The 19,205-nt window shown below is 61.8% G+C and carries 19 protein-coding genes and 1 riboswitch; of the genes, 5 read left to right on the top strand and 14 right to left on the bottom strand.

Features of this window, described 5'->3' with window-relative positions:
- Nucleotides 1-35: 35 nt before the first annotated feature.
- The 3 genes from CLV89_RS00205 to CLV89_RS00195 all read right to left on the bottom strand — a co-directional run bounded on the left by CLV89_RS00205 (nucleotide 36) and on the right by CLV89_RS00195 (nucleotide 3,035).
- Nucleotides 36-674: a DUF1523 family protein gene (locus CLV89_RS00205; RefSeq protein WP_106161365.1), complete on the bottom strand. Its 639-nt coding sequence runs from the start codon at nucleotides 672-674 to the stop codon at nucleotides 36-38.
- A gap of 175 nt (nucleotides 675-849) precedes the next feature.
- Entirely contained in the window at nucleotides 850-2,058 is a 1,209-nt protein-coding gene (locus CLV89_RS00200) for an aminopeptidase P family protein (protein ID WP_106161363.1), read from the bottom strand.
- Nucleotides 2,059-2,249: 191 nt separating this feature from the next.
- Entirely contained in the window at nucleotides 2,250-3,035 is a 786-nt protein-coding gene (locus CLV89_RS00195) for an alpha/beta hydrolase (protein ID WP_106161361.1), read from the bottom strand.
- 103 nt (nucleotides 3,036-3,138) lie between these two features.
- On the opposite strand from CLV89_RS00195, the gene CLV89_RS00190 reads away from it, so the two are divergent.
- Complete coding sequence (locus CLV89_RS00190; protein WP_106161359.1) at nucleotides 3,139-4,611, top strand: NAD-dependent succinate-semialdehyde dehydrogenase; 1,473 nt, start codon at nucleotides 3,139-3,141, stop codon at nucleotides 4,609-4,611.
- 10 nt (nucleotides 4,612-4,621) lie between these two features.
- Here CLV89_RS00190 and CLV89_RS00185 read toward each other — a convergent pair whose 3' ends face one another.
- Nucleotides 4,622-5,236: a globin gene (locus CLV89_RS00185; protein ID WP_243394895.1), complete on the bottom strand. Its 615-nt coding sequence runs from the start codon at nucleotides 5,234-5,236 to the stop codon at nucleotides 4,622-4,624.
- Here CLV89_RS00185 and CLV89_RS00180 point away from each other — a divergent pair.
- Both CLV89_RS00180 and CLV89_RS00175 read left to right on the top strand, forming a co-directional pair.
- The gene (locus CLV89_RS00180; RefSeq protein WP_106161355.1) at nucleotides 5,229-7,400 is read left to right on the top strand and encodes an esterase-like activity of phytase family protein; all 2,172 of its coding nucleotides are present in this window, start codon (nucleotides 5,229-5,231) and stop codon (nucleotides 7,398-7,400) included. The genes CLV89_RS00185 and CLV89_RS00180 overlap by 8 nt on opposite strands.
- Nucleotides 7,401-7,600: 200 nt before the next feature.
- A riboswitch (FMN riboswitch) is annotated at nucleotides 7,601-7,736 on the top strand.
- A gap of 90 nt (nucleotides 7,737-7,826) precedes the next feature.
- Entirely contained in the window at nucleotides 7,827-8,720 is an 894-nt protein-coding gene (locus CLV89_RS00175; RefSeq protein ID WP_106161353.1) for a DMT family transporter, read from the top strand.
- On the opposite strand, the gene CLV89_RS00170 is transcribed toward CLV89_RS00175, so the two are convergent.
- The 7 genes from CLV89_RS00170 to CLV89_RS00140 all read right to left on the bottom strand — a co-directional run bounded on the left by CLV89_RS00170 (nucleotide 8,700) and on the right by CLV89_RS00140 (nucleotide 15,284).
- Nucleotides 8,700-9,305, bottom strand: coding sequence for a TetR/AcrR family transcriptional regulator (locus CLV89_RS00170; protein ID WP_106161351.1), 606 nt, complete (start codon nucleotides 9,303-9,305; stop codon nucleotides 8,700-8,702). The two genes, CLV89_RS00175 and CLV89_RS00170, sit on opposite strands and share 21 nt — an antisense overlap.
- 133 nt (nucleotides 9,306-9,438) lie before the next feature.
- Nucleotides 9,439-9,903: an Hsp20 family protein gene (locus CLV89_RS00165; protein WP_106161349.1), complete on the bottom strand. Its 465-nt coding sequence runs from the start codon at nucleotides 9,901-9,903 to the stop codon at nucleotides 9,439-9,441.
- A gap of 142 nt (nucleotides 9,904-10,045) precedes the next feature.
- Entirely contained in the window at nucleotides 10,046-10,840 is a 795-nt protein-coding gene (locus CLV89_RS00160; protein ID WP_165798068.1) for a trypsin-like serine peptidase, read from the bottom strand.
- A gap of 152 nt (nucleotides 10,841-10,992) precedes the next feature.
- Entirely contained in the window at nucleotides 10,993-12,312 is a 1,320-nt protein-coding gene (gene glcF / locus CLV89_RS00155; RefSeq protein ID WP_106161347.1) for a glycolate oxidase subunit GlcF, read from the bottom strand.
- A gap of 4 nt (nucleotides 12,313-12,316) precedes the next feature.
- Nucleotides 12,317-12,685 (bottom strand): hypothetical protein, encoded by a 369-nt coding sequence (locus CLV89_RS00150; protein ID WP_106161345.1) that lies wholly within the window; start codon nucleotides 12,683-12,685, stop codon nucleotides 12,317-12,319.
- Between the two features lie 2 nt (nucleotides 12,686-12,687).
- On the bottom strand, nucleotides 12,688-13,779 hold the full coding sequence (locus tag CLV89_RS00145) for an FAD-binding protein (protein ID WP_207796873.1): 1,092 nt from the start codon (nucleotides 13,777-13,779) through the stop codon (nucleotides 12,688-12,690).
- Nucleotides 13,780-13,835: 56 nt separating this feature from the next.
- Nucleotides 13,836-15,284: an FAD-linked oxidase C-terminal domain-containing protein gene (locus CLV89_RS00140; protein WP_106161341.1), complete on the bottom strand. Its 1,449-nt coding sequence runs from the start codon at nucleotides 15,282-15,284 to the stop codon at nucleotides 13,836-13,838.
- Nucleotides 15,285-15,365: 81 nt separating this feature from the next.
- On the opposite strand from CLV89_RS00140, the gene CLV89_RS00135 reads away from it, so the two are divergent.
- Both CLV89_RS00135 and CLV89_RS00130 read left to right on the top strand, forming a co-directional pair.
- Complete coding sequence (locus CLV89_RS00135; RefSeq protein WP_106161339.1) at nucleotides 15,366-16,088, top strand: DUF599 domain-containing protein; 723 nt, start codon at nucleotides 15,366-15,368, stop codon at nucleotides 16,086-16,088.
- Between the two features lie 35 nt (nucleotides 16,089-16,123).
- A complete protein-coding gene (locus CLV89_RS00130; RefSeq protein WP_106161337.1) occupies nucleotides 16,124-16,483 on the top strand; it encodes a hypothetical protein in 360 nt (119 codons plus the stop codon).
- Nucleotides 16,484-16,508: 25 nt separating this feature from the next.
- Here CLV89_RS00130 and rlmH read toward each other — a convergent pair whose 3' ends face one another.
- The 3 genes from rlmH to CLV89_RS00115 form a co-directional block, all read right to left on the bottom strand.
- Nucleotides 16,509-16,979: a 23S rRNA (pseudouridine(1915)-N(3))-methyltransferase RlmH gene (rlmH, locus tag CLV89_RS00125; protein ID WP_106161335.1), complete on the bottom strand. Its 471-nt coding sequence runs from the start codon at nucleotides 16,977-16,979 to the stop codon at nucleotides 16,509-16,511.
- Between the two features lie 181 nt (nucleotides 16,980-17,160).
- Nucleotides 17,161-17,520: a ribosome silencing factor gene (rsfS, locus tag CLV89_RS00120; protein ID WP_106161333.1), complete on the bottom strand. Its 360-nt coding sequence runs from the start codon at nucleotides 17,518-17,520 to the stop codon at nucleotides 17,161-17,163.
- Between the two features lie 130 nt (nucleotides 17,521-17,650).
- Complete coding sequence (locus CLV89_RS00115) at nucleotides 17,651-19,054, bottom strand: mechanosensitive ion channel family protein (protein ID WP_106161331.1); 1,404 nt, start codon at nucleotides 19,052-19,054, stop codon at nucleotides 17,651-17,653.
- Nucleotides 19,055-19,205 lie beyond the last annotated feature (151 nt).

Raw genomic sequence — 19,205 nt, 5'->3', positions numbered from 1 at the left:
AGCATCCGCATTTTGGGTGCGCTGTCGTCGCCGTGTCAGGGTTTACGCCGGAACCAGCGACGCACGCCACGCGTGCGGTCGTCGATGGCATCTCCGGCCGCGTAGAACCCGTCCTCGACGTTGTCGAAAAGGGGATCGAGACGGTTCCGCTTGAACCTGCGCAGGCGCACAAAAATTGCCCAGAAGATCGCCGCCAGCAGCACCAGTATGATGATGGAGATCCAATTGACCGGCTTGTCATCAGGCCCTGCCGCTGGCGAAATTGAAACTGCGTTGGGAAAGGAGGACAAAAGCTCACTGCGCCACCCGTAGTGCATGATACGCACCCACTCGGGTTTATCCTTCGTTGAGATCGCGTCGTTTGCCTCGGTGTAGAGATTGGCCGTATCGAATTTAAAATAGGGCGGCCAGCTCCACCCCGTATCCTCATTCCGATAGACGATCGCGCGACCATTCGGGCGCACCGCCTGAATAAACTGCACATCCCGGTTCGACAGGCCGGCGCTCTGCGTATCGGGCGTCGACCAGAACATGCGGGTCCAATCGCCGAGCTCCTTGCGCTCCTCATAGGTGTTGACGATGCGCACCACGTCATTTTGCGGCAGGGTGTAGTGCAGGAAACCACCGACAAAAAGCCAGAAGGTCAGAAAGAAAATCCACTTCACATAGGCCATGTCGCCCCCTTCACACTCCGTACACCTGAGCACAATGTCGGACGTCTTGCGCCCAAAAACAATGACCTAGGCCAAGATTCCAACGCGACCCGAGGAGCGTCACAGCTCCAAGCACCGGCACGCGTTGGATGCAGGTCCCGCGCGTGCCGGTCAAGCTGTTTCAGGAGCCGCGACGTCAGCCGACCACGTTGAACTCCGGCCCGTAGGGGTACTTTGTAATGTTCTCGTTGCCATCCTCAGTGACGATCAGAATGTCATGCTCGCGGTAGCCTCCGGCACCCGGCTGGCCCTCTGCGAGGGTCAGCATCGGCTCCATAGAGATCACCATGCCCGGCTCCAGCACCGTGTCGATATCCTCGCGCAGTTCCAGCCCGGCCTCGCGCCCATAATAGTGCGACAGCACGCCAAAGGAGTGACCATAGCCGAAGGTGCGATATTGCAGAAGGTCGCGCTCCTCAAAGAAGTCGTTGATCTTGTTGGTGATCTCGGCGCAGCTGGCCCCCGGTTGCAGCAGCGACATGCCATATTCATGCGCGGCGACGTTGGCCTGCCATATCTTCAGGCTCTCGGCATCGACCTCCTCGACAAACATCGTCCGCTCGAGCGCGGTGTAATAGCCCGAGATCATCGGAAATGTGTTGAGCGACAGGATATCGCCGCGCTGCAGCTGGCGCGCCGTTACCGGGTTGTGAGCACCATCGGTGTTGAGACCGGACTGGAACCAGACCCAGCTGTCTCGGTATTCCGCATCCGGAAAGCGCGTGGCGATGTCCAGCTCCATCGCATCCCGGCCCGCCATGGCCACGTCGATCTCGCGCGCGCCCGCCTTGACCGCATCACGGATGGCATAGCCGCCGACATCCGCCACCGCCGCGCCGGCACGGATCAGCTCCAGTTCGGCGGCGGATTTGTGCATCCGCTGCACCATGGTGGGCTCATAAAGATCCACCACGAATGACGGCGCGAGGAAATGCTCGAGCTTGCCCTTTTGCAGCAGGGTCAGATGGTCGCTCTCGTAGCCGATGGTGGCCCCGGCACCGGTCACCGACAGGATCGCGCGCCAGAAATTGTCGCGCTGCCAGTCGGTATAGGTAATGTTGTCGCAGAAGGAACGGCGCCAGGGCTGGCCCGCGTCGATGCCAGCGCTGATGGTGACCGCCTGGTCCGCTGTCACCACCAACCCATAGGGTCGGCCAAAGGCGCAATAGGTGAAGCCGGAGTAGTAAGAGATGTTGTGCATGGAGGTGAAGACCGCGGCCCCCACCCCAAGATCAGACATGATGCGACGCAGCCCGGCGATGCGAGCCTCATATTCGGCCACGGCAAATTGCAGCGGCGCCTTCTCACCGTTGTGAAAGCGATAGAATTCAGGACGAGCAGTCATGCTGGACCCTCCTTTTCAAAAAAGAAGATCCCGGCGTTCAGGATGTTTTGGGATGTGGAACCCATGGGTGTTCCCACGCGCGACGCCATCGCAGGTTCCGCCCGGAAGATGAGGCGGAATCAGCGCTGAGGCAAGCATATTTTGTCGGTATTCCGCGCGGAGCCGCCCTCCGACACCGCGCGGCGCGCGACTTAGCCGGTGATCACCGAGACCAGATCGCTGTCGGGATCGGCCAGCGGCTCGATCACGTTGAAATGGTGCTTATCAAAGGCGATGACGTGATCCGCCTCCCAGGCTTCCACCAACCAGATCGCCTGATCGAGAAAGGCCGGACGCTCCGATCCGCCGACCCAGACCGTTACTTCGGCCGCGTGACGGTCCTGCATTTCCACCGGGCTTTCGGCTGCGGCCTCCTCGGCCGTCATGCCGAATTTCTGGTTCATCGAGGTCCGCAGCAAGGGGCGCAGATCCGACAGGGGTGAGATCGGCACCACGGTCCGGATGCGTGCGCCGATCTCATCGGGCAGCACCGACCTGTCGAGCATCCGCGCCACCAGATGGCCGCCGGCGGAATGACCGGCCAGTGCGATGGGGCCCTCGACCTCCTGCGCAATGGCCTGCACCGCCTGCGCCACCTGCTGCGTGATCTCGGCAATCGTGGCATCCGGACAAAGGTCATAAGACGGCATCGCGACCGCCCACCCCTTGGCCAGCGCCCCCACAGCGAGATGTGACCAGCTCGATTTATCGAAGTTCAGCCAGTAGCCCCCGTGCACAAAGACAAACACGCCTTTGGGAGGCTCTTCCGGCAGGAACAAATCAAAGCGATGCCGCGTTCCATCGCCATATGGCAGGTCCAGACGGGCGCGCTCGTGCAGGCTGTTGCGGAAGTCCTCGGCAGAAGCCGCCCAGCGCGGCGGGTAATCTGAAGCCCCTTCGATATAGGCTCCGTTTGCGTAGGCATCGTCGAGTTCCATGTTAATCTCTTAATGTGTTAAGTTTCTGGACTTATCGCTGTCACTGGACAACATTAGGCGCAAGTGCTTTGCATTTGCGAGACACGAATTTGCGGAGGATAAGATGCTCGATGCAACGACGGACCTGAAATCGCTCCTGAAGGATCCCTCCCTTCTGGAAACCCGCGCCTATGTGAACGGCGCCTTTGTCGATGGCGAGGGCACGTTTGAGGTGACCAACCCGGCGCGCGGCGATGTGATCGCCCAGGTCGCAGACGTCAGCCGCATGCAGGCGCGCGAGGCAATCAAGGCGGCCAATACCGCGCAGAAGGACTGGGCCAAGTGGACCGGCAAGGAGCGCGCGGGCGTGATGCGCAAATGGTTCGACCTGATGATGGCGAACCAGGAGGATCTGGCAGTCATCCTGACCGCCGAAATGGGCAAACCCCTGGCGGAATCGCGCGGCGAGATCGCCTATGGTGCGTCCTTCATCGAGTTCTTCGCCGAGGAGGCCAAGCGCATCTATGGCGAGACCATTCCCGGCCATCAGCGGGACAAGCGGATCACCGTGATCAAGCAACCGATCGGCGTTGCCGCCTCGATCACGCCGTGGAACTTCCCCAATGCGATGATCACCCGCAAGGCGGGCCCCGCGCTGGCGGCAGGCTGTGCCTTTGTGGCGCGCCCGGCTTCCGAAACACCGCTGTCGGCCACCGCATTGGCGGTTCTGGCCGAGCGCGCTGGCCTGCCCGCAGGCGTGTTCAGCGTCCTTCCGGCCTCGGATGCGGCGGGCATCGGCAAGGAGTTCTGCGAGAACCCCATCGTGAAGAAACTGACCTTCACCGGCTCCACAAACGTCGGACGCGTCCTGCTGCGGCAGGCGGCGGATCAGGTGATGAAATGCTCCATGGAGCTGGGCGGCAACGCGCCTTTCATCGTGTTTGATGACGCCGATCTCGACGCAGCGGTCGAAGGCGCGATCATGTGCAAATTCCGCAACAACGGCCAGACCTGCGTTTGCGCCAACCGGATCTACGTGCAGGCCGGCATCTACGACGCCTTCGCCGCCAAGCTGAAAGAGGCGGTTGCGGCGATGAAGGTGGGCGACGGTCTGGACAACGGCACCCAGTTCGGCCCGCTGATCAGCACCGCGGCAGTGAAAAAGGTCGAGGACCATATCGCCGACGCCAAAGACAAGGGCGCGGAGGTCATCCTCGGCGGCAATCCGTCGGAGCTGGGCGGCACCTTCTTTGAGCCCACAATCGTCACCGGCGCGACACGCGAGATGGCCTTTGCCCAGGACGAGACCTTTGGCCCTCTGGCGCCTTTGTTCAAGTTCGAGAGCGAGGACGAGGTGATCGAGATGGCCAATGACACCATTTTTGGCCTTGCGTCATACTTCTATGCCAAGGATCTGAGCCGCGTCTACAAGGTGGCCGAGGCGCTGGAATATGGCATCGTCGGCATCAACACCGGCATCATCTCCACCGAGGTTGCGCCCTTTGGTGGTGTGAAACAATCCGGTCTGGGCCGCGAAGGCAGCCACCATGGCATCGAGGATTATCTCGAGATGAAATACCTCTGCATGGCGGTCTGAGGACGCCTGCTCAGGTGGCGGGGGTCTCGATCCCCGCCGCCAAACTCTGGCACAGGCGTCGCAGGGCCGCATTCCAGGCCGAGAGCTCCGCCGCCGTCAGCTCATCGCGCAGCACCTCGCGAAAAGCCAGCAACAAGGCCCGCTGCGCCATGTACATGTGACCGGCGGTCAGGCCGAGATGCCTGTGTTGCAGCAGTAGCCTGTCCACCAATGAAGCCAGATCACTGCCGTCGCCGAGGCTTTTCATAGCAGAGGCCAGCACCTGTGCGAACATGTCCTTTTGATGCGAGAAATCCTTGGTGAACAGGGCGCGTGCATCCGGTATCTCCAGAAAAAGACACTCGTAGAACTTGTCCATCAACGCCGCTTTTCGGGCGAAAACCGTGCCAAAGCTGCCTTTTACGAGCTGGCCGTCGATCTGGTGCAAAATCGCCATGCCCATCGCGGCGCCCCCTTGCCGATACGCGGATTTCATGCGGAATACTGGACATAGTCTAGGCGCAACTGGTGAAGCGCTCCTTACCGGGAGATCACCAAATCTATAAAAATCTGTCACAAATGTTTTGTGACTCGTCGGCAATGCCAAGGCACTGATATTCAAATTCCAGGAGCTGCCGATGTCCATGCGCCTTGTGTGCCTCACATCTGCTCTCGCGCTGACCGCCGGTTTTGCGCAGGCAGATCAATCCTTCAATCGCATTGCCTCCTTCCCCGTCGTCAAGAACATGGCCGAGGGCGAAGACACCACACGCGAAAGCTCACCCGAGATCATCGACGTCACCGCCGATGGCATGACGCTGGTCTATACCGACAGCCCACTGGGCGCGCTTGGCCTGATCGACATCTCCGACGCGACCAACCCGGCCCCCAAGGGCAACATCGCGCTGCCCGGTGAGCCGACCTCTGTCGCGGTCATCGGCGCCATCGCCTATGTTGGCGTCAACACCTCGGAGAGCTACACCCAGCCCTCCGGCCGTTTGATGGCCTTTGACACGGCCACCGGCGCAGAGGTCGGCGCCTGCGACATCGGCGGCCAGCCCGACTCGCTTGCCAAATCCAAGGACGGCGCTTTCCTCTCGGTAGCGATCGAGAACGAGCGTGACGAAGACCTGAACGACGGCGTGATTCCACAACTGCCCGCCGGCAACCTCGTGATGGTCAACACAACGGACGGCGGTCTCGACTGTGCATCGATGAAGATGGTCGACCTGACCGGTCTGGCCGAGATCGCCGGGTCTGATCCCGAGCCGGAATATGTCTCCATCAATGGCCTTGGCGAAACCGTCATCACCCTGCAGGAAAACAACCACATGGTTGTGGTCTCCAAGGAAGGCGAAGTGCTCAACCACTTCTCCGCGGGGGCTGTTGATCTGGACGGGATTGACGCCACCGACGAGCGCGGCGCGATGATCTTCACCGAGAGCCAGAAAGGCCGCCTGCGCGAGCCCGATGCGGTGACCTGGATCGACGACATGCATTTCGCCACCGCCAACGAAGGGGACTACAACGGCGGGTCGCGCGGTTGGACGATCTTCAACAAGGATGGCACCGTGGTCTATGACTCCGGCGTCGATTTCGAACACGCGATCATCCAGATCGGCCACTACCCGGACAAACGCTCCGACGCCAAGGGTGTCGAGCCGGAATCGGTGACCTTTGGCGAGTTTGGCGGCACGCCCTATGTCTTTGTCGGCGCCGAGCGCGCGTCGGTTGTTGGGGTCTATGATGTCACCGATCCGGCCAACCCGATCCTGACCCAGTTGCTGCCCTCCGGCACCGGTCCCGAAGGCTATGTGACCATCCCAGAACGGGGTCTGTTGGTCTCTGCCAATGAAAAAGACCTGATCGAGGACGGTGGCGCCCGCGCCCATGTCATGTTGTTTGAACAGCAGGACACGCCCGCGATCTACCCGCACCTGACCTCCGAAGGCATGGACGAGCTGACCGGCTGGGGCGCGATCTCCGGCATGGTGGCGGATGCTGACGGCATGATCTATGCGGTGAACGACAGTTTTTATGGCTTCCAGCCCTCGATCTTCAAGATCGACCCGTCGCAGACCCCTGCCCGTATCATCGATGTGATCCGCATCCACCGCGCCAACGGTGACGCGGCGCAGAAACTGGACCTAGAAGGCATCACGCTGGACGGCAACGGCGGCTTCTACGTCGCCTCCGAAGGACGCACCGAGCGCGCCATTCCGCATGCGATCTACCACGTCACCAAGGACGGTCTGATCAAGACCAACAAGGGCGAGATCACCATCCCGCCGGCCCTGATGAACGTCGAGAAGCGGTTTGGCTTTGAAGGCATCACCAAGGTGGGCGACACCCTGTGGATGGCCGTTCAGCGCGAATGGAAGGACGATCCCAAGAACCTCGTGAAACTGGTCTCCTACAATATCGAGACCAAGGAATGGGGCGCGGTGCACTACCCCAAGGCCGAGCCGGACACCGGCTGGGTGGGTCTGTCGGAAATTACCGCCCATGGTGACTACGTCTACATCATCGAACGCGACAACCAGAACGATCACCGTGCGGTCACCAAGAAGATCTACCGCGTCGCCCTCTCCGAGATGGTGCCTGCTCCGCTCGGCGGCGAGCTGCCGATTGTGACCAAGGAAGAGGTTCGCGACCTGCTGCCGGATCTGAAATCCACCGGCGGTTATGTGCTCGACAAGGTCGAAGGTCTCGCGATCCTGGAAGACGGCACAGCCTGGGTCTCCACCGACAACGACGGCGTCGACGACAGCTCTGGCGAAACCATGTTCTGGTCCTTCAAGGTCGAATAGCACATCGATCACGATCTGACATTGGAGGGGCCCGGACGGGCCCCTCTTTTTGTGTCAAACGTGTTCCTCAAGGGCCTTGCCTCTCTTGCCTTGCGGTCCATTCACCCCAGGATATTGCCGGTTAGAAGAAGGATCGGTCGAAAAACACCGGCGAACGGGCGCGAAGGGGCTTTGTTTTGGACGCTGGCAAGGGTACGAAGCCCTATTCTCAGGGCAGGGTGAAACTCCCTACCGGTGGTTACAGCCCACGAGCGGCCTTTGCCCATGGCGAAGGTGTCAGCAGACCCGGCGCAATTCCGGGGCCGACGGACACAGTCCGGATGGAAGAGAATGGAGAGACCCGTGCCGCCGCCTGTGAACAGGGGGAGTCTGGGTCTGTTCGTCTGCCTTGGGTCACATGCGTGCTGAGGAAAAGACGAAACGCAGATGACTCAAACCCTCCCCACCCCGCTCAAGGCGGCTGGCCTGATGGTCCTCGCCGGAGCCTGTTTTGCACTGGTCAACATTGGGCTGCAATCGGCCACCATGCTGCATGGCGCATCGGCCCCCACGGTGACCTTCTGGCAATATCTGATCGCGCTGCTGTTCTACATCCCGTGGATCTGGCGCAACCGGCTGGCTGTTCTGACCACGCGGCAAATCCTTGCCCATGTCCTGCGTGTGGCGCTGGCGGTTGGCGGCGTGCAGCTCTGGACACTGGGGCTCGCGCATGTGCCGATCTGGCAGGCCATCGCCCTGATCCTGCTGTCGCCCTTCTTTGTCACCATCGGCGCGGGGCTGGTCCTGCGCGAGGAGGTCTCGCTTCAGCGCTGGGGCGCGGTGATTGTCGGCATCATCGGCGGCATGGTGATCCTGTCGCCCTGGTCGGATCATTTTCAGATCGCGGCACTTTTGCCGGTGGCGGCAGCGGCCCTCTGGGCTGCCAGTTCGGTGGTGACCAAGCAGTTGACCCATCGCGACAGCACCGAGACAGTGACGATCTACCTGCTGCTGCTGCTGAGCCCCGCCAACGCGCTGCTTGCGGTCGGCAGCGGCTTTGCTCTGCCCGAGGGCACGCTCTGGCTGGTGATCGGGGCCGGGTTGCTGACGGCGCTGGCGCAGCATACGTTGGTGCGGGCCTATACGCTGGCGGATGCGGCCTTCCTTCAGCCCTACGACCATCTGAAACTTCTGTTCAACGTCGGCCTTGGCGCGCTTGTGTTTGGCTTCCTGCCGGACGGCAACATGTGGCTCGGCACCGCGCTGATCCTGGTAGCCAGCGCCTATCTGCTGTCGCATGAGGTGCGGACGAGGCCCGGTTCAACCGCGCAGGGTGCCTGAGACAAGCTCAGCCAGCATCACCGCATTTCGGTCGCGCGCGCCATCATGGGCGGCGCGGCCAAACATTACCTCCAGCGAGGTGCCGGTGGTCTCCATTAGCGAGGCGGCCCCCAGAAGCTGCGTCACCACGACCAGCGCGCGCGGCATGCCCGCGTCCTGCCAGCGTTGCGTGGCCTGCACCGTCGCCACCAGCCCCTCGAACAGCGTATGAAGCGATGGGCCCGCCTTGGCGGTTGGCAGCGCGGCGTGATCCAGCATCGCGCGGATCAGCAGGCGGGTCGGCGCCGGGTCGGCCTGCATCTGCGCCATGAAGGCGGCAAAGAACGCCTCCAGCTGATCCTCGGGCGGGCGGTCATCCTGCATCGCGTCGAACAGAAGTTGCACCATCTCCGCCGCCGTCTGCTCCACCGCCAATGCATAAAGCGCGTCCTTGCTGCCGAAATGATGCAGCAGCGCCTGTTTGCTCAGGCCCAGCTCGCGCGCGATCGCCGAAATCGACGCCCCGGCATAGCCATGCGCGGCAAACAGGCGACAGGCGCTGCGGATCAACTGGAACCGGGTGGTCTGAGGGGGAGATGTGTTCATGCCGCCATTAAGGCAGGCGTCGTGCCGCCGCACAACCTACCGCGTGGTAAGGACGCGCAAACCCAACAATAAAATCGCCCCCGGCAAAGGCGCCGGGGGCGGGACAACAGGGCGCAAGCGCCCCGGGGAGGGATCAGTTCACGGTCGAGGCGATTTCCTTCGGCCGCGATCCATTGGCCGAGGCGATCTCGATCCGGCGTGGTTTCAGGGCTTCGGGCACTTCACGCACCAGATCGATGTGCAGCATGCCATCGGCGTGGCTGGCGCCTTCGACGCGCACGTGATCGGCGAGGGTAAAGCGGCGCTCGAATGCGCGGGTCGCGATGCCACGGTGAAGATAGCTGCGCGCTTCGCTCTCCTCACCCTTGCGGGCGGAGACGATCAGCGCGTGTTCCTTCACCTCGACATTCAGTTCCTCTTCCGAGAATCCGGCCACGGCGATGGAGATGCGATAGGCATCATCGGCGGTCTTTTCGATGTTGTAAGGGGGGTAGCTGGGCTGCTGGATATCCGAGCTCATGACCCGGTCCATCAGGTCGGCAATCTGGTCGAAACCAACGGTTGCGCGGTGCAGCGGAGCAAAATCAAACGTACGCATGGTTCATCCTCATCTTTGAGCGATAACTGCTATGAAGCCCTCCCAACATGGGACGGGCGGTTCTGCGCCGGGGCCCAAACAGTGGCGCCCCGGACACCCTCCGATTTATGAAGGGGCTCCGCAGTTTCAAGAGGCTGCCCCCTCAGTTTGAGATGAATTTTGCGCCCATGTCACGGCGGCGGGGTTCACCCACCTGCACCCGGCTGACCCCTTGCGGCAATTGGCTGCCAACATGGGTGCCAGTCAGCTGGGCTTCCAGCAGTGCCAGTTCATCGGCCAGTGACGCGCCGAGCGAGACCGGATTGCCCTCCACCCTCGCCTTGGCCGACACCACGGAAACAATGCGCGGCCGCTCGCCATCGAAAGAGAAAACGGGCGCGCCGGAAGAGCCGAAATCCACATCGCAGGACATCACCAGCACCCCGTCCTGCCGCGCCATCACGGTGCAGACCTCCTGCAACGACGGCGCTTCGGATCGGTCCTGCGCGTAAGACACGACCCCGACCCGCGCGCCCTTGCGGGGGCGCACATCGGTTTCAAACGGGGTCACAGTGGTGTTGCGGATCGGACGCTGCAGTTGCAGCAAGGCGATATCGTTGCGCACCCGCGTCGCGGAAAGCGTGCCATCGTAAACGTAGGAAGGATGCAGCACCGCCCGTTTGACGGAGCGATAGGCCGAGGCCCGCCCGTTGCGCCAGCCGGCCAGAAACTCGATCGAAGTCGCGTCGATCTGCTCCAACGTGTCGCGATCATAGAGACAATGCGCCGCCGTCAGCACCAGATCGGGCGCGATCAACGCCCCGGTGCAAAACCCCTCGCCACGGCGATCCAGCCGTCCGACCGCCTCCCAGTCGCGGCCCGCATCTGTGGTCTCCAGGCTTTTGAGACGGCTGTCATCGGCGCGCAGATCCGGTCCGGCTTGCGCAAGGCCGGACATCGCGCAAAACAAAGCGCTTGTAATCAATTGCTTGAAAGGCAGCACAGGCACACTCCACATCCCACATGCAGCAGAGTAGCCAGCACCTGGGGCAAAATTTGGGCGCGCGGCGGCGATTCCATGCGCCCCTTTGTGATGCCGGTTGCGGCAGCTCAGCGCAAGATCGGAACCGAAGGCGCGCTGCGATCCGCCTGCAGCGCCGGCGGTTTCGGGCCACCGGTCGCCCAGTCCAAAAGCTCCACCGTATGCACGATTGGCAGTGAGGTGCCGGAGCCGATCTGCATCATGCAGCCGATGTTGCCCGCCGCGATGAGATCGGGCGATTTGGCCTCAAGCGTGCGCACCTTGCGGGCCTTCAACTGGGCCGAGATTTCGGGTTGCAGCAGGTTGTAGATGCCGGCGGAGCCACAGCACAGATGGCTGTCGGCGGGTTCGACCACCGTAAAACCGGCACGCTTCAGCAAGGTTTTTGGGTGGGTCTTGATCTGCTGGCCGTGTTGCAGCGAACAGGCCGCGTGATAGGCGACCGTGAGCTCTTGGTCCGCGCCTTCCGGCAGGTCGAGCTGCATCAGAAGTTCTGAGATATCCATCGCAAGATCCGAGACGGTCGCGGCGTCCGCCGCCAGCGCATCGTTGCGGAACATATGACCGTAGTCCTTCACCGTGGTGCCGCAGCCGGAGGTGTTGATGACGATCGCATCCAGCCCCTTGCCCGTTTTCTCCGCCATCCAGGCGTGAATGTTCTTTGCCGCCGTCGCGTGGCTTTCCTCCTCGCGCCCCATGTGATGGGTGAGCGCGCCGCAACAGCCCGCGCCTTCTGCCACCACCACCTCACAGCCCAATCGGCGCAGCAGGCGGATGGTGGCGTCGTTGATATCGGTGTTGAGCGCCTTTTGCGCGCAGCCCGTCATCAGCGCCACGCGCTTTATCGGCTTGCCTTCGGCGGCAAAGCTCTGCGGATCATCGTTGCGACTGACCGGCGGGATCACTTTTGGCGCCATCTCCAGCATCGCCCGCAGACGGGCATCCGGCATGAGCCCCTTGAAGGGGCGCGCCAGTTTCGCCCCCAGCAAGGCCAGCCGGAAGCGCCCCGGATAAGGCAGGATGCGCGCGAGTACCCAGCGCAGCGCACGGTCACTGAAAGGTCGCTTGTAGTGTTTGTCGATATACGCGCGCGCATGATCCACCAGATGCATGTAGTGCACACCCGACGGACAGGTGGTCATGCAGGCCAGGCAAGACAGGCAGCGGTCGATATGCTTGACCGTCTTTTCGTCCGGCACCCGCTCGTTTTCCAGCATGTCCTTGATCAGGTAAATGCGCCCGCGCGGACTGTCCAACTCATCCCCCAGCACCTGATAGGTCGGACAGGTGGCGGTGCAGAAACCGCAATGCACGCAGGAGCGCAGGCTCTCATTCGCGCGCTGCGTTCCGGGGTTCTGAAGTTGTTCATTGGTAAAATTGGTCTGCATTGTCCTACACCAACACCTCTGCCACGATCCAAGCTCCCATCATCCCGCCGGGCAAGCTCAGCAGCAGGAACACAATGTACCGGAGGATATTGAGCGCTGGCTCGGGAAAGCTCGGGATATACATGCGGGTCAGATGATAGAGCACGGCTACCCCTGCCCCACCGGCTGCCGAGATATGCAATATCCCCCGGTAGCCATTGGACATCGCGTTCCCCGCCGGATCGCTGCCCGTGATCGGCTCTAGGCCAAAGCTATAGACAATGATCCCGGCCCCGACAATGAGGCTCGCGACCACGCCCAATCTCGCCACCGGAATAACCGACAGCACCACAAAGACGGGAACCCCCGCCACAAAGATAAAGATCACATCCATCGCTACCCCATCAATCCTGTATTCAAAATGTGTCGCGGATCAAATTGCCGACGCAATCCCGCGGAGATCGCCGCCAGTGGTGCGGACTCCGGATGGTGGCGCGGCACCGATGTGCCCGCGACGGATCGGATCAATGTTGCATGACCGGGCACCGTCATGCGCTGCCGCAAGTCCACGCCTTCGGGCATCAACGCCCAGACCAGACCGCCCCCCCAATCACAGAGACACCTCGTTGCCCCCAATGTCGGGATCAACTCAACCGCATCCGTGGGTTTGACAGACACCCGCCAGATGTCGCCCTCCAGCCCCGCAAAATCATGCAGATCGCGGAGACCGCGCCACAGTTCACCCGAGCCAGACACCTCTGTCACCGCGCCATAGCGCCCAAGCTGCTCTCGCAATGCCTTGGCGCGATAGGCCACAGAAGCCTCAAACCCCTCGAGCCGCACATAGGCCCGTTGCGCATTCGGGTCATATGCGGCCCCGGTCACATCGAACGGCGAGCCCAGAGCCGCCGACAAACAGGCAATCCCGGCGGCAAGATCAATCTCTTCAACCGCCAGAGTGGCCTCGGTCTCAGAACGTGGCAGCACCTTGAGGGCGACCTCCGTCAACACCCCAAGTGTGCCATGTGATCCCGCCATCAGCTTGACCAGATCATAGCCGGTGACATTTTTCATCACCCTGCCACCATTGCGCAGCACCTCTCCGCGCCCATTGACAAACCGCACGCCAAGCAGAAAGTCCCGCGCCGCGCCCCCCTGGATGCGCCGCGGGCCGGAGGCATTGGTGGCAACAACGCCACCTATTGTCGGCTCCCCTCCAGTCCCCAGCGAGCTCCGAAAATCCACAGGCTCGAACGCCAGACGCTGGTTTTCCGTCGCCAGCAGCGCCTCAATCTCGGCCACCGGCGTGCCCGCCTGTACCACCAGCGTCAGCGCCCCCGGCTCATAAAGGGTCACGCCCGACAGACCACCCGTCCTCAGCCGCTCACCGGGCACCTCAATACCCCGCGTACCGCCGCCCTCGATGCAAAGAGGCCCATTTGCCCCGGCAATGATGTCGGCCAGTTCAGCCTCACTTTGCGGTGTCATCATTTCATCTTCTTCCAAATATCCTTGGGGTCTGGGGGCAAAGCCCCCATGGCGTGTCACTCTGCGGCAAGACAAACGGTGCGGCGGCTCTCTGTGCTCGACAGAGGAAAAACCTTCGCCGGGTTGAGCAGCCACTTGGGATCGAACACGTCCTTGACCCAAAGCTGCGCCTCGATGTCCGCGGCCTCATACTGATGCAGCATCAGGTCGCGTTTCTCGATGCCCACGCCATGTTCGCCGGTCAGGCATCCGCCCACCTCGACGCAGAGCTTCAGGATCTCGGCCCCAAGCGCCTCGCACAGCTCCAGATCGCCGGGTTTGTTGGCGTCAAACAGGATGAGCGGGTGCATATTGCCATCCCCCGCATGAAAGACGTTCGCAACTTTCAGGCCAAATTCTGCGCTCATCTCCTCGATACGGCGCAAGACCTGCGGCAGGGCAGACACCGGGATCGTCCCGTCGAGGCACATGTAGTCGTTGATCTGTCCCATGGCGCCAAAGGCGGATTTGCGCCCCAGCCAGATCCGCGCGGCCTCATCGGCATCACCTGCCTCGCGCAGCTCCACCGGATTGTGGCGCCGGGCAATCTCGGTGATCAATCCCAGCTGATGGGTAATCTCGGCCTCGGAGCCTTCGACCTCCACGATCAAAAGCGCCTCGCACATGGGATAGCCCGCCTTGGCAAAGGCCTCGCAGGCCTCAATGCAGGGGCGGTCCATGAACTCAATGGCGACGGGCAGGACACCTGCCTTGATGATGTCGGAGACACATGCGCCCGCCACCTCGTTGCTGTCAAAGGCAATCAGAACGGGGCGCGCGCCTTCGGGTTTGCGCAGGATGCGCAGGGTGGCCTCGGTCACCACACCCAACTGTCCCTCGCTGCCGCAGATCACGCCAAGAAGATCCAGCCCGCCCGCATCCAGATGCGCACCGCCGATCTCCACCACGGTGCCGTCCATCATCACCAGTGTGACGCCCAGCAGGTTGTTGGTGGTGACGCCATATTTCAGACAATGCGCCCCGCCGGAGTTCATGGCGATATTGCCAGCGATCGCACAGGCCAACTGCGACGAGGGGTCAGGCGCATAGAAGAAATCCTCCTCCTCCACCGCGCCGGAGACGCTGAGGTTGGTCCGGCCGCTCTGCACCCGGATGATGCGGTTGTCGTAGTCGGTCTCCAGCACCTCGTTCATCCGGGCCACCCCGAGGATCACGCAATCGGCCGTTGGCAGCGCGCCACCGGCCAGCGACGTGCCCGCGCCGCGCGGCACCACCGGCACCCCCATCGCGTGACAGATGCGCAAGACTTCCGCGACCTCTTGTGTGGAGCGCGGCAAAACCGCCAGCATCGGCGGGCATTTGTAGGCCGTCAGCGCGTCACACTCATACGCACGGGTCTCCGCCACATCCGAGATGATGGCATCGGCGGGCAGCACGCGCTGCAACTGGCGCAACAGCTCGTCCTTGCGGGCCAGGATGGCGACATTGGGGGATGGCATCTCCATGCGGGCTCTCCTCTTTGGTAATATAATATTACCAATTCTTGACCGCTGGCAAGGACGAACTGACTGGGCTAGGGTCTCAGCATGATATGGTTAGACCGCCTCGAGTTGTTTTCAACGTGGGATTTCATAGCCCTGACCTGTTTTGCGGCAGGTTGGTTCTGGATTGGCTGGCGGATCGAAAACCCCAATCCCAAGCGGCCATCTGTCTCTGCTCTCATGGCGGACTTCCGACGAGAGTGGATGAAAGAGATGGTCACCCGCTCGCCACGGATATTTGATTCTCAGGTGATTTCGTCGCTGAGACAGGCCACCGCATTCTTTGCCTCCGCGACGATGCTGGCTCTTGGCGCCGGGCTTGCGTTGATTGGCAACACCGAACAGCTCGCGGGCGTGGCGCAAGATCTGGCGCTGGAGCAAACGCCGGTGTTTGTCTGGGAGATCAAGATCATTCTGGTGCTGGCCAGCCTGACAAATGCCTTCCTCGCCTTTGTCTGGTCACACCGCCTGTTTGGCTATTGCTCCGTCTTGATGGCAGCGGTGCCAAACGAAGCAAGCGACCCGCGTGCCTATCCGCGCTCGCGGCAGGCTGCCGAGATCAATATTACCGCCGCGCGCAGCTTCAATCGCGGATTGCGCGCGACGTATTTCTCGCTGGCTGCCCTGGCCTGGCTGGTTGGAGCAGAGGCGCTCATAATCGCCACCATCGTCACGCTCGGCGTGCTCTACCGGCGGGAGTTCATCTCGCGCTCTCGACGCATCCTGATGCAGTCAGAGCCCAAGACCGTCGCCCCCACCAAATTGTGACGACGGCCACCGGAAACTCCGGCTAAGGTTGCCGCATGTTGAGATATGCCCTGATCCCGCTGTTGTGCCTGGTCCTGCCGCAGGCTGCATTCGCAGATGACCCCGTCATCGAAGACGTTACCGCCCGCCAGAACGGTGGCAGCTGGAGCTTCTCCGTCACCCTGTCGCATCCCGACAGCGGCTGGGACCATTATGCCGATGGCTGGCGGGTGCTGGACATGGACGGCAACGAGCTGGGTCTTCGGGTCCTGGCGCATCCACATGTTGATGAGCAGCCCTTCACCCGCGCCCTGAGCGGCGTCGCCCTTCCGGACGGCACCAAGCAGGTGCAGATCCAGGCTCGCTGCAATCTGGATGGTTGGGCCGCGGAGGCAGTGGTATTCGATCTGCCTTGAACAGAAGCGGTCAGGTTCCAGCGGTTTAGACCCGGTGATACGGGCTTCCGGAGAGAATGGTGGCCGCGCGATAGATCTGTTCGGCCAGCATCAGCCGCACCATCATATGCGGCCAGACCATCTTGCCGAAGGACAGCGCAAAATCCGCCTCTGCCCGCAGACTGGGGTCGATGCCGTCCGCACCGCCAATGATCAGCGCCAGATCCTGCCGTCCCATGTCGCGCCAGCCCGCCAGTCGGTCGGCAAAATCAGGCGAGGAGATCACCTTGCCGCGCTCGTCCAGCGTGCAGATCAGCGCCCCCTTGGGCAGCGCCTTGCGCAGCAGGTCCGCCTCGGCGCTCATGCCGGCGTTCTTCTTGTCCTCGACCTCGATCACCCGCGCAGGGCCAAGGCCCAATGCCCGCCCGCTGCGGTCAAAGCGCTGCAGGTAGTCTTCGATCAGCGTCTTTTCCGGCCCAGCGCGCAAACGCCCGACCGCGCAGATGTGCACGCGCATGCAGATATGTCCTGACGTTGGAAAACTGGAAAGGCAGGATGCCGGGGCTTTAGGCTATCGGAATACCGGGCTTTGCCCGACCTGCCCCGCGAACAGGGGCAGTTGCGGCAAAACCGGCAACCAAAAGCCCGATAGGGATCAGGCAATGCCCGACCCGCAACGGGCCTCGGTGTCGACCGTCTTAACTGGCGACTGCACCTGCGGGCAGCCACATCTTCTCGATCTGGTAGAACTCGCGCACTTCCGGACGGAAGATATGCACGATCACATCACCGGTATCGATCAGAACCCAGTCACCTGTATCCTTGCCCTCGACCTTGCAGCCAATGCCGAATTCATGCTTCAGCTTGTCTGCCAGCTTTGCCGACATGGAGGCGACCTGACGCGTTGATCGGCCAGAGGCCACGATCATATAGTCGCCAATTGACGTCTTGCCGCGAAGATCAATCTTCGTGACATCTTCGGCCTTGTCTTCATCAAGCGAGGAAAGGATGCGTTCCAGCAGATCTTCGCTGGAATATTGCGGTGCGGACGCGGCCATCACGGCTGCTCCGGACGGGGCGGCAACTGCCGCCTGAGGTTGGGGTGCCAGGACATTGTCCTCCTTGCTGCGCGCCGACAGACCCCCGGCGCTGGGGTCCCCTTAAATGTAGCAACTGTGCAGCGGCTTTTCAATCAAGCTTCGCCGCATCGCCGCGCGACCGTGACTCTGCGCCCGTCGCGCCCATGTCTTCGGGGGGGGCTTCGTCCATTTGCACCGGCAAACGATCATTGAGCAGACGCAGTTCGCGCTGCGGGAAGGGGATCGAAATGTCTTCGGCCTTGAATGCATCCCAGAGCGCCAGAAACACATTGCCACGAATGTTGGTCAGCCCCCCTGTCGGATCGGTAATCCAGAACCGCAGGACATAATCCACGCTGCTGTCGCCGAAGCCGACGATATGGCACACAGGCTTCATCCCGTCGCGTGCCAGCACCCGGTCAACGGTCATTGTGGCAGCAATGGCCACCTTGCGGACCAAATGCGGATCATCGTCATAGCTGGTGCCGAAATTGATATCGAGCCGCACGAAGCGGTTTGAATGTGACCAGTTCACCACCTGCGAAGTAATCAGATCCTCGTTAGGAATCAGGTATTCCTTGCCATCGCGGGTCACGACCGACACGTAACGAGCGCCCAACGAGTTGATCCAACCGAAGGTTTCCCCCAGCGAGATCACATCGCCCGGCTTGATGGAGCGATCCATCAGGATGATGATCCCGGACACGAGGTTGGAGACCACTTTCTGCAGGCCAAAGCCAATGCCGACACCAACCGCACCGGACAGAACCGCAAGCCCCGTCAGGTCAAAACCGATGGAGCGGATCACGATGACAAAGGCGACCCCGTACAGCAGGACCTGCACGGCCTTCCCTGCCAGAACCTGCATCGACGGAGAGATGTCATCATTGCCGCGCAACCCTCGCTCCGCCAAACCAGAGCCCATGCGCGCCATCATCAGCATCACAGTCGCCAACACGATCGCTTTCAGCACAACAAGCAGCGACAGATGCACGGAGCCCAGCTCGAACGCGATGGAATCGAGCACCTGCGCCGCGTCGTCCACAAGATTGAAGACAGCCAAAGTTGCGTAGATCCAAAGCAGCCAGGTGGCGAGCCTGCGCAAGGTTGGGTTGGCAATAAAACGCGAGACCAAGGCGATGACCAACCAGGCGGCCGCAAGTTTCGCCGCGGCTCCGATCAGGTAACTGCGCGATGGCCAGGTTACCTCTCGCATCACGGTGTAGACACCCCAGGACATGACCGTGAAATAGATCAACGACAATCGCCGCAGAACCTGAACCAGAAGCCGCAAACGCCACTTCGGCCAGCCTTCCCGTGACCGCGCCCAGCTTTCCCAACGGGCATGGGTCACGCCACGCAGCAGCATCGCGGCAACAATGAGCCCCAGAACAATCAGCACCTGATTCTGGCGCCACCCCGGGGTCACCGCCAATTCCCAGTATGCCTGCGCCTGCGCGATCAGATATTGCAGCGTGCCTTGAATCGCCTCGGGCAGTACGTCTTGGTCCATTCCGACCCTCCTTCCCGGCCAGCATGTCCCGCGCGCGCGGCTTGATGCAAGGAAAAGCACCCCGCCACGTCCCGCGTGCATGCGAACGAATCTTGATTGTCGGAAGGTGCGTCTATATTCAACTCACCATGACTCACGTATTGGCTCAGAC

The organism is Tritonibacter scottomollicae (assembly GCF_003003215.1).
GTDB classification, from domain to species: domain Bacteria; phylum Pseudomonadota; class Alphaproteobacteria; order Rhodobacterales; family Rhodobacteraceae; genus Epibacterium; species Epibacterium scottomollicae.
Note: the sequence above shows the minus strand (reverse complement) of the source record. Positions and strands in the feature narration are given on the sequence as shown.

Coding starts and splice junctions, on each gene's coding strand:
- CLV89_RS00175 (WP_106161353.1), top strand. CDS start 7,827: ATGACTCAAACCCTCCCCACCCCGCTCAAGGCGGCTGGCCTGATGGTC.
- CLV89_RS00200 (WP_106161363.1), bottom strand. CDS start 2,058: ATGACTGCTCGTCCTGAATTCTATCGCTTTCACAACGGTGAGAAGGCG.
- CLV89_RS00135 (WP_106161339.1), top strand. CDS start 15,366: ATGATATGGTTAGACCGCCTCGAGTTGTTTTCAACGTGGGATTTCATA.
- glcF (WP_106161347.1), bottom strand. CDS start 12,312: ATGCAGACCAATTTTACCAATGAACAACTTCAGAACCCCGGAACGCAG.
- rlmH (WP_106161335.1), bottom strand. CDS start 16,979: ATGCGCGTGCACATCTGCGCGGTCGGGCGTTTGCGCGCTGGGCCGGAA.
- CLV89_RS00165 (WP_106161349.1), bottom strand. CDS start 9,903: ATGCGTACGTTTGATTTTGCTCCGCTGCACCGCGCAACCGTTGGTTTC.
- CLV89_RS00190 (WP_106161359.1), top strand. CDS start 3,139: ATGCTCGATGCAACGACGGACCTGAAATCGCTCCTGAAGGATCCCTCC.
- CLV89_RS00115 (WP_106161331.1), bottom strand. CDS start 19,054: ATGGACCAAGACGTACTGCCCGAGGCGATTCAAGGCACGCTGCAATAT.
- CLV89_RS00160 (WP_165798068.1), bottom strand. CDS start 10,840: ATGTCCGGCCTTGCGCAAGCCGGACCGGATCTGCGCGCCGATGACAGC.
- CLV89_RS00130 (WP_106161337.1), top strand. CDS start 16,124: ATGTTGAGATATGCCCTGATCCCGCTGTTGTGCCTGGTCCTGCCGCAG.
- CLV89_RS00150 (WP_106161345.1), bottom strand. CDS start 12,685: ATGGATGTGATCTTTATCTTTGTGGCGGGGGTTCCCGTCTTTGTGGTG.
- CLV89_RS00180 (WP_106161355.1), top strand. CDS start 5,229: ATGTCCATGCGCCTTGTGTGCCTCACATCTGCTCTCGCGCTGACCGCC.
- CLV89_RS00145 (WP_207796873.1), bottom strand. CDS start 13,779: ATGACACCGCAAAGTGAGGCTGAACTGGCCGACATCATTGCCGGGGCA.
- CLV89_RS00195 (WP_106161361.1), bottom strand. CDS start 3,035: ATGGAACTCGACGATGCCTACGCAAACGGAGCCTATATCGAAGGGGCT.
- CLV89_RS00185 (WP_243394895.1), bottom strand. CDS start 5,236: ATGGACATCGGCAGCTCCTGGAATTTGAATATCAGTGCCTTGGCATTG.
- rsfS (WP_106161333.1), bottom strand. CDS start 17,520: ATGGCCGCGTCCGCACCGCAATATTCCAGCGAAGATCTGCTGGAACGC.
- CLV89_RS00140 (WP_106161341.1), bottom strand. CDS start 15,284: ATGGAGATGCCATCCCCCAATGTCGCCATCCTGGCCCGCAAGGACGAG.
- CLV89_RS00170 (WP_106161351.1), bottom strand. CDS start 9,305: ATGAACACATCTCCCCCTCAGACCACCCGGTTCCAGTTGATCCGCAGC.
- CLV89_RS00205 (WP_106161365.1), bottom strand. CDS start 674: ATGGCCTATGTGAAGTGGATTTTCTTTCTGACCTTCTGGCTTTTTGTC.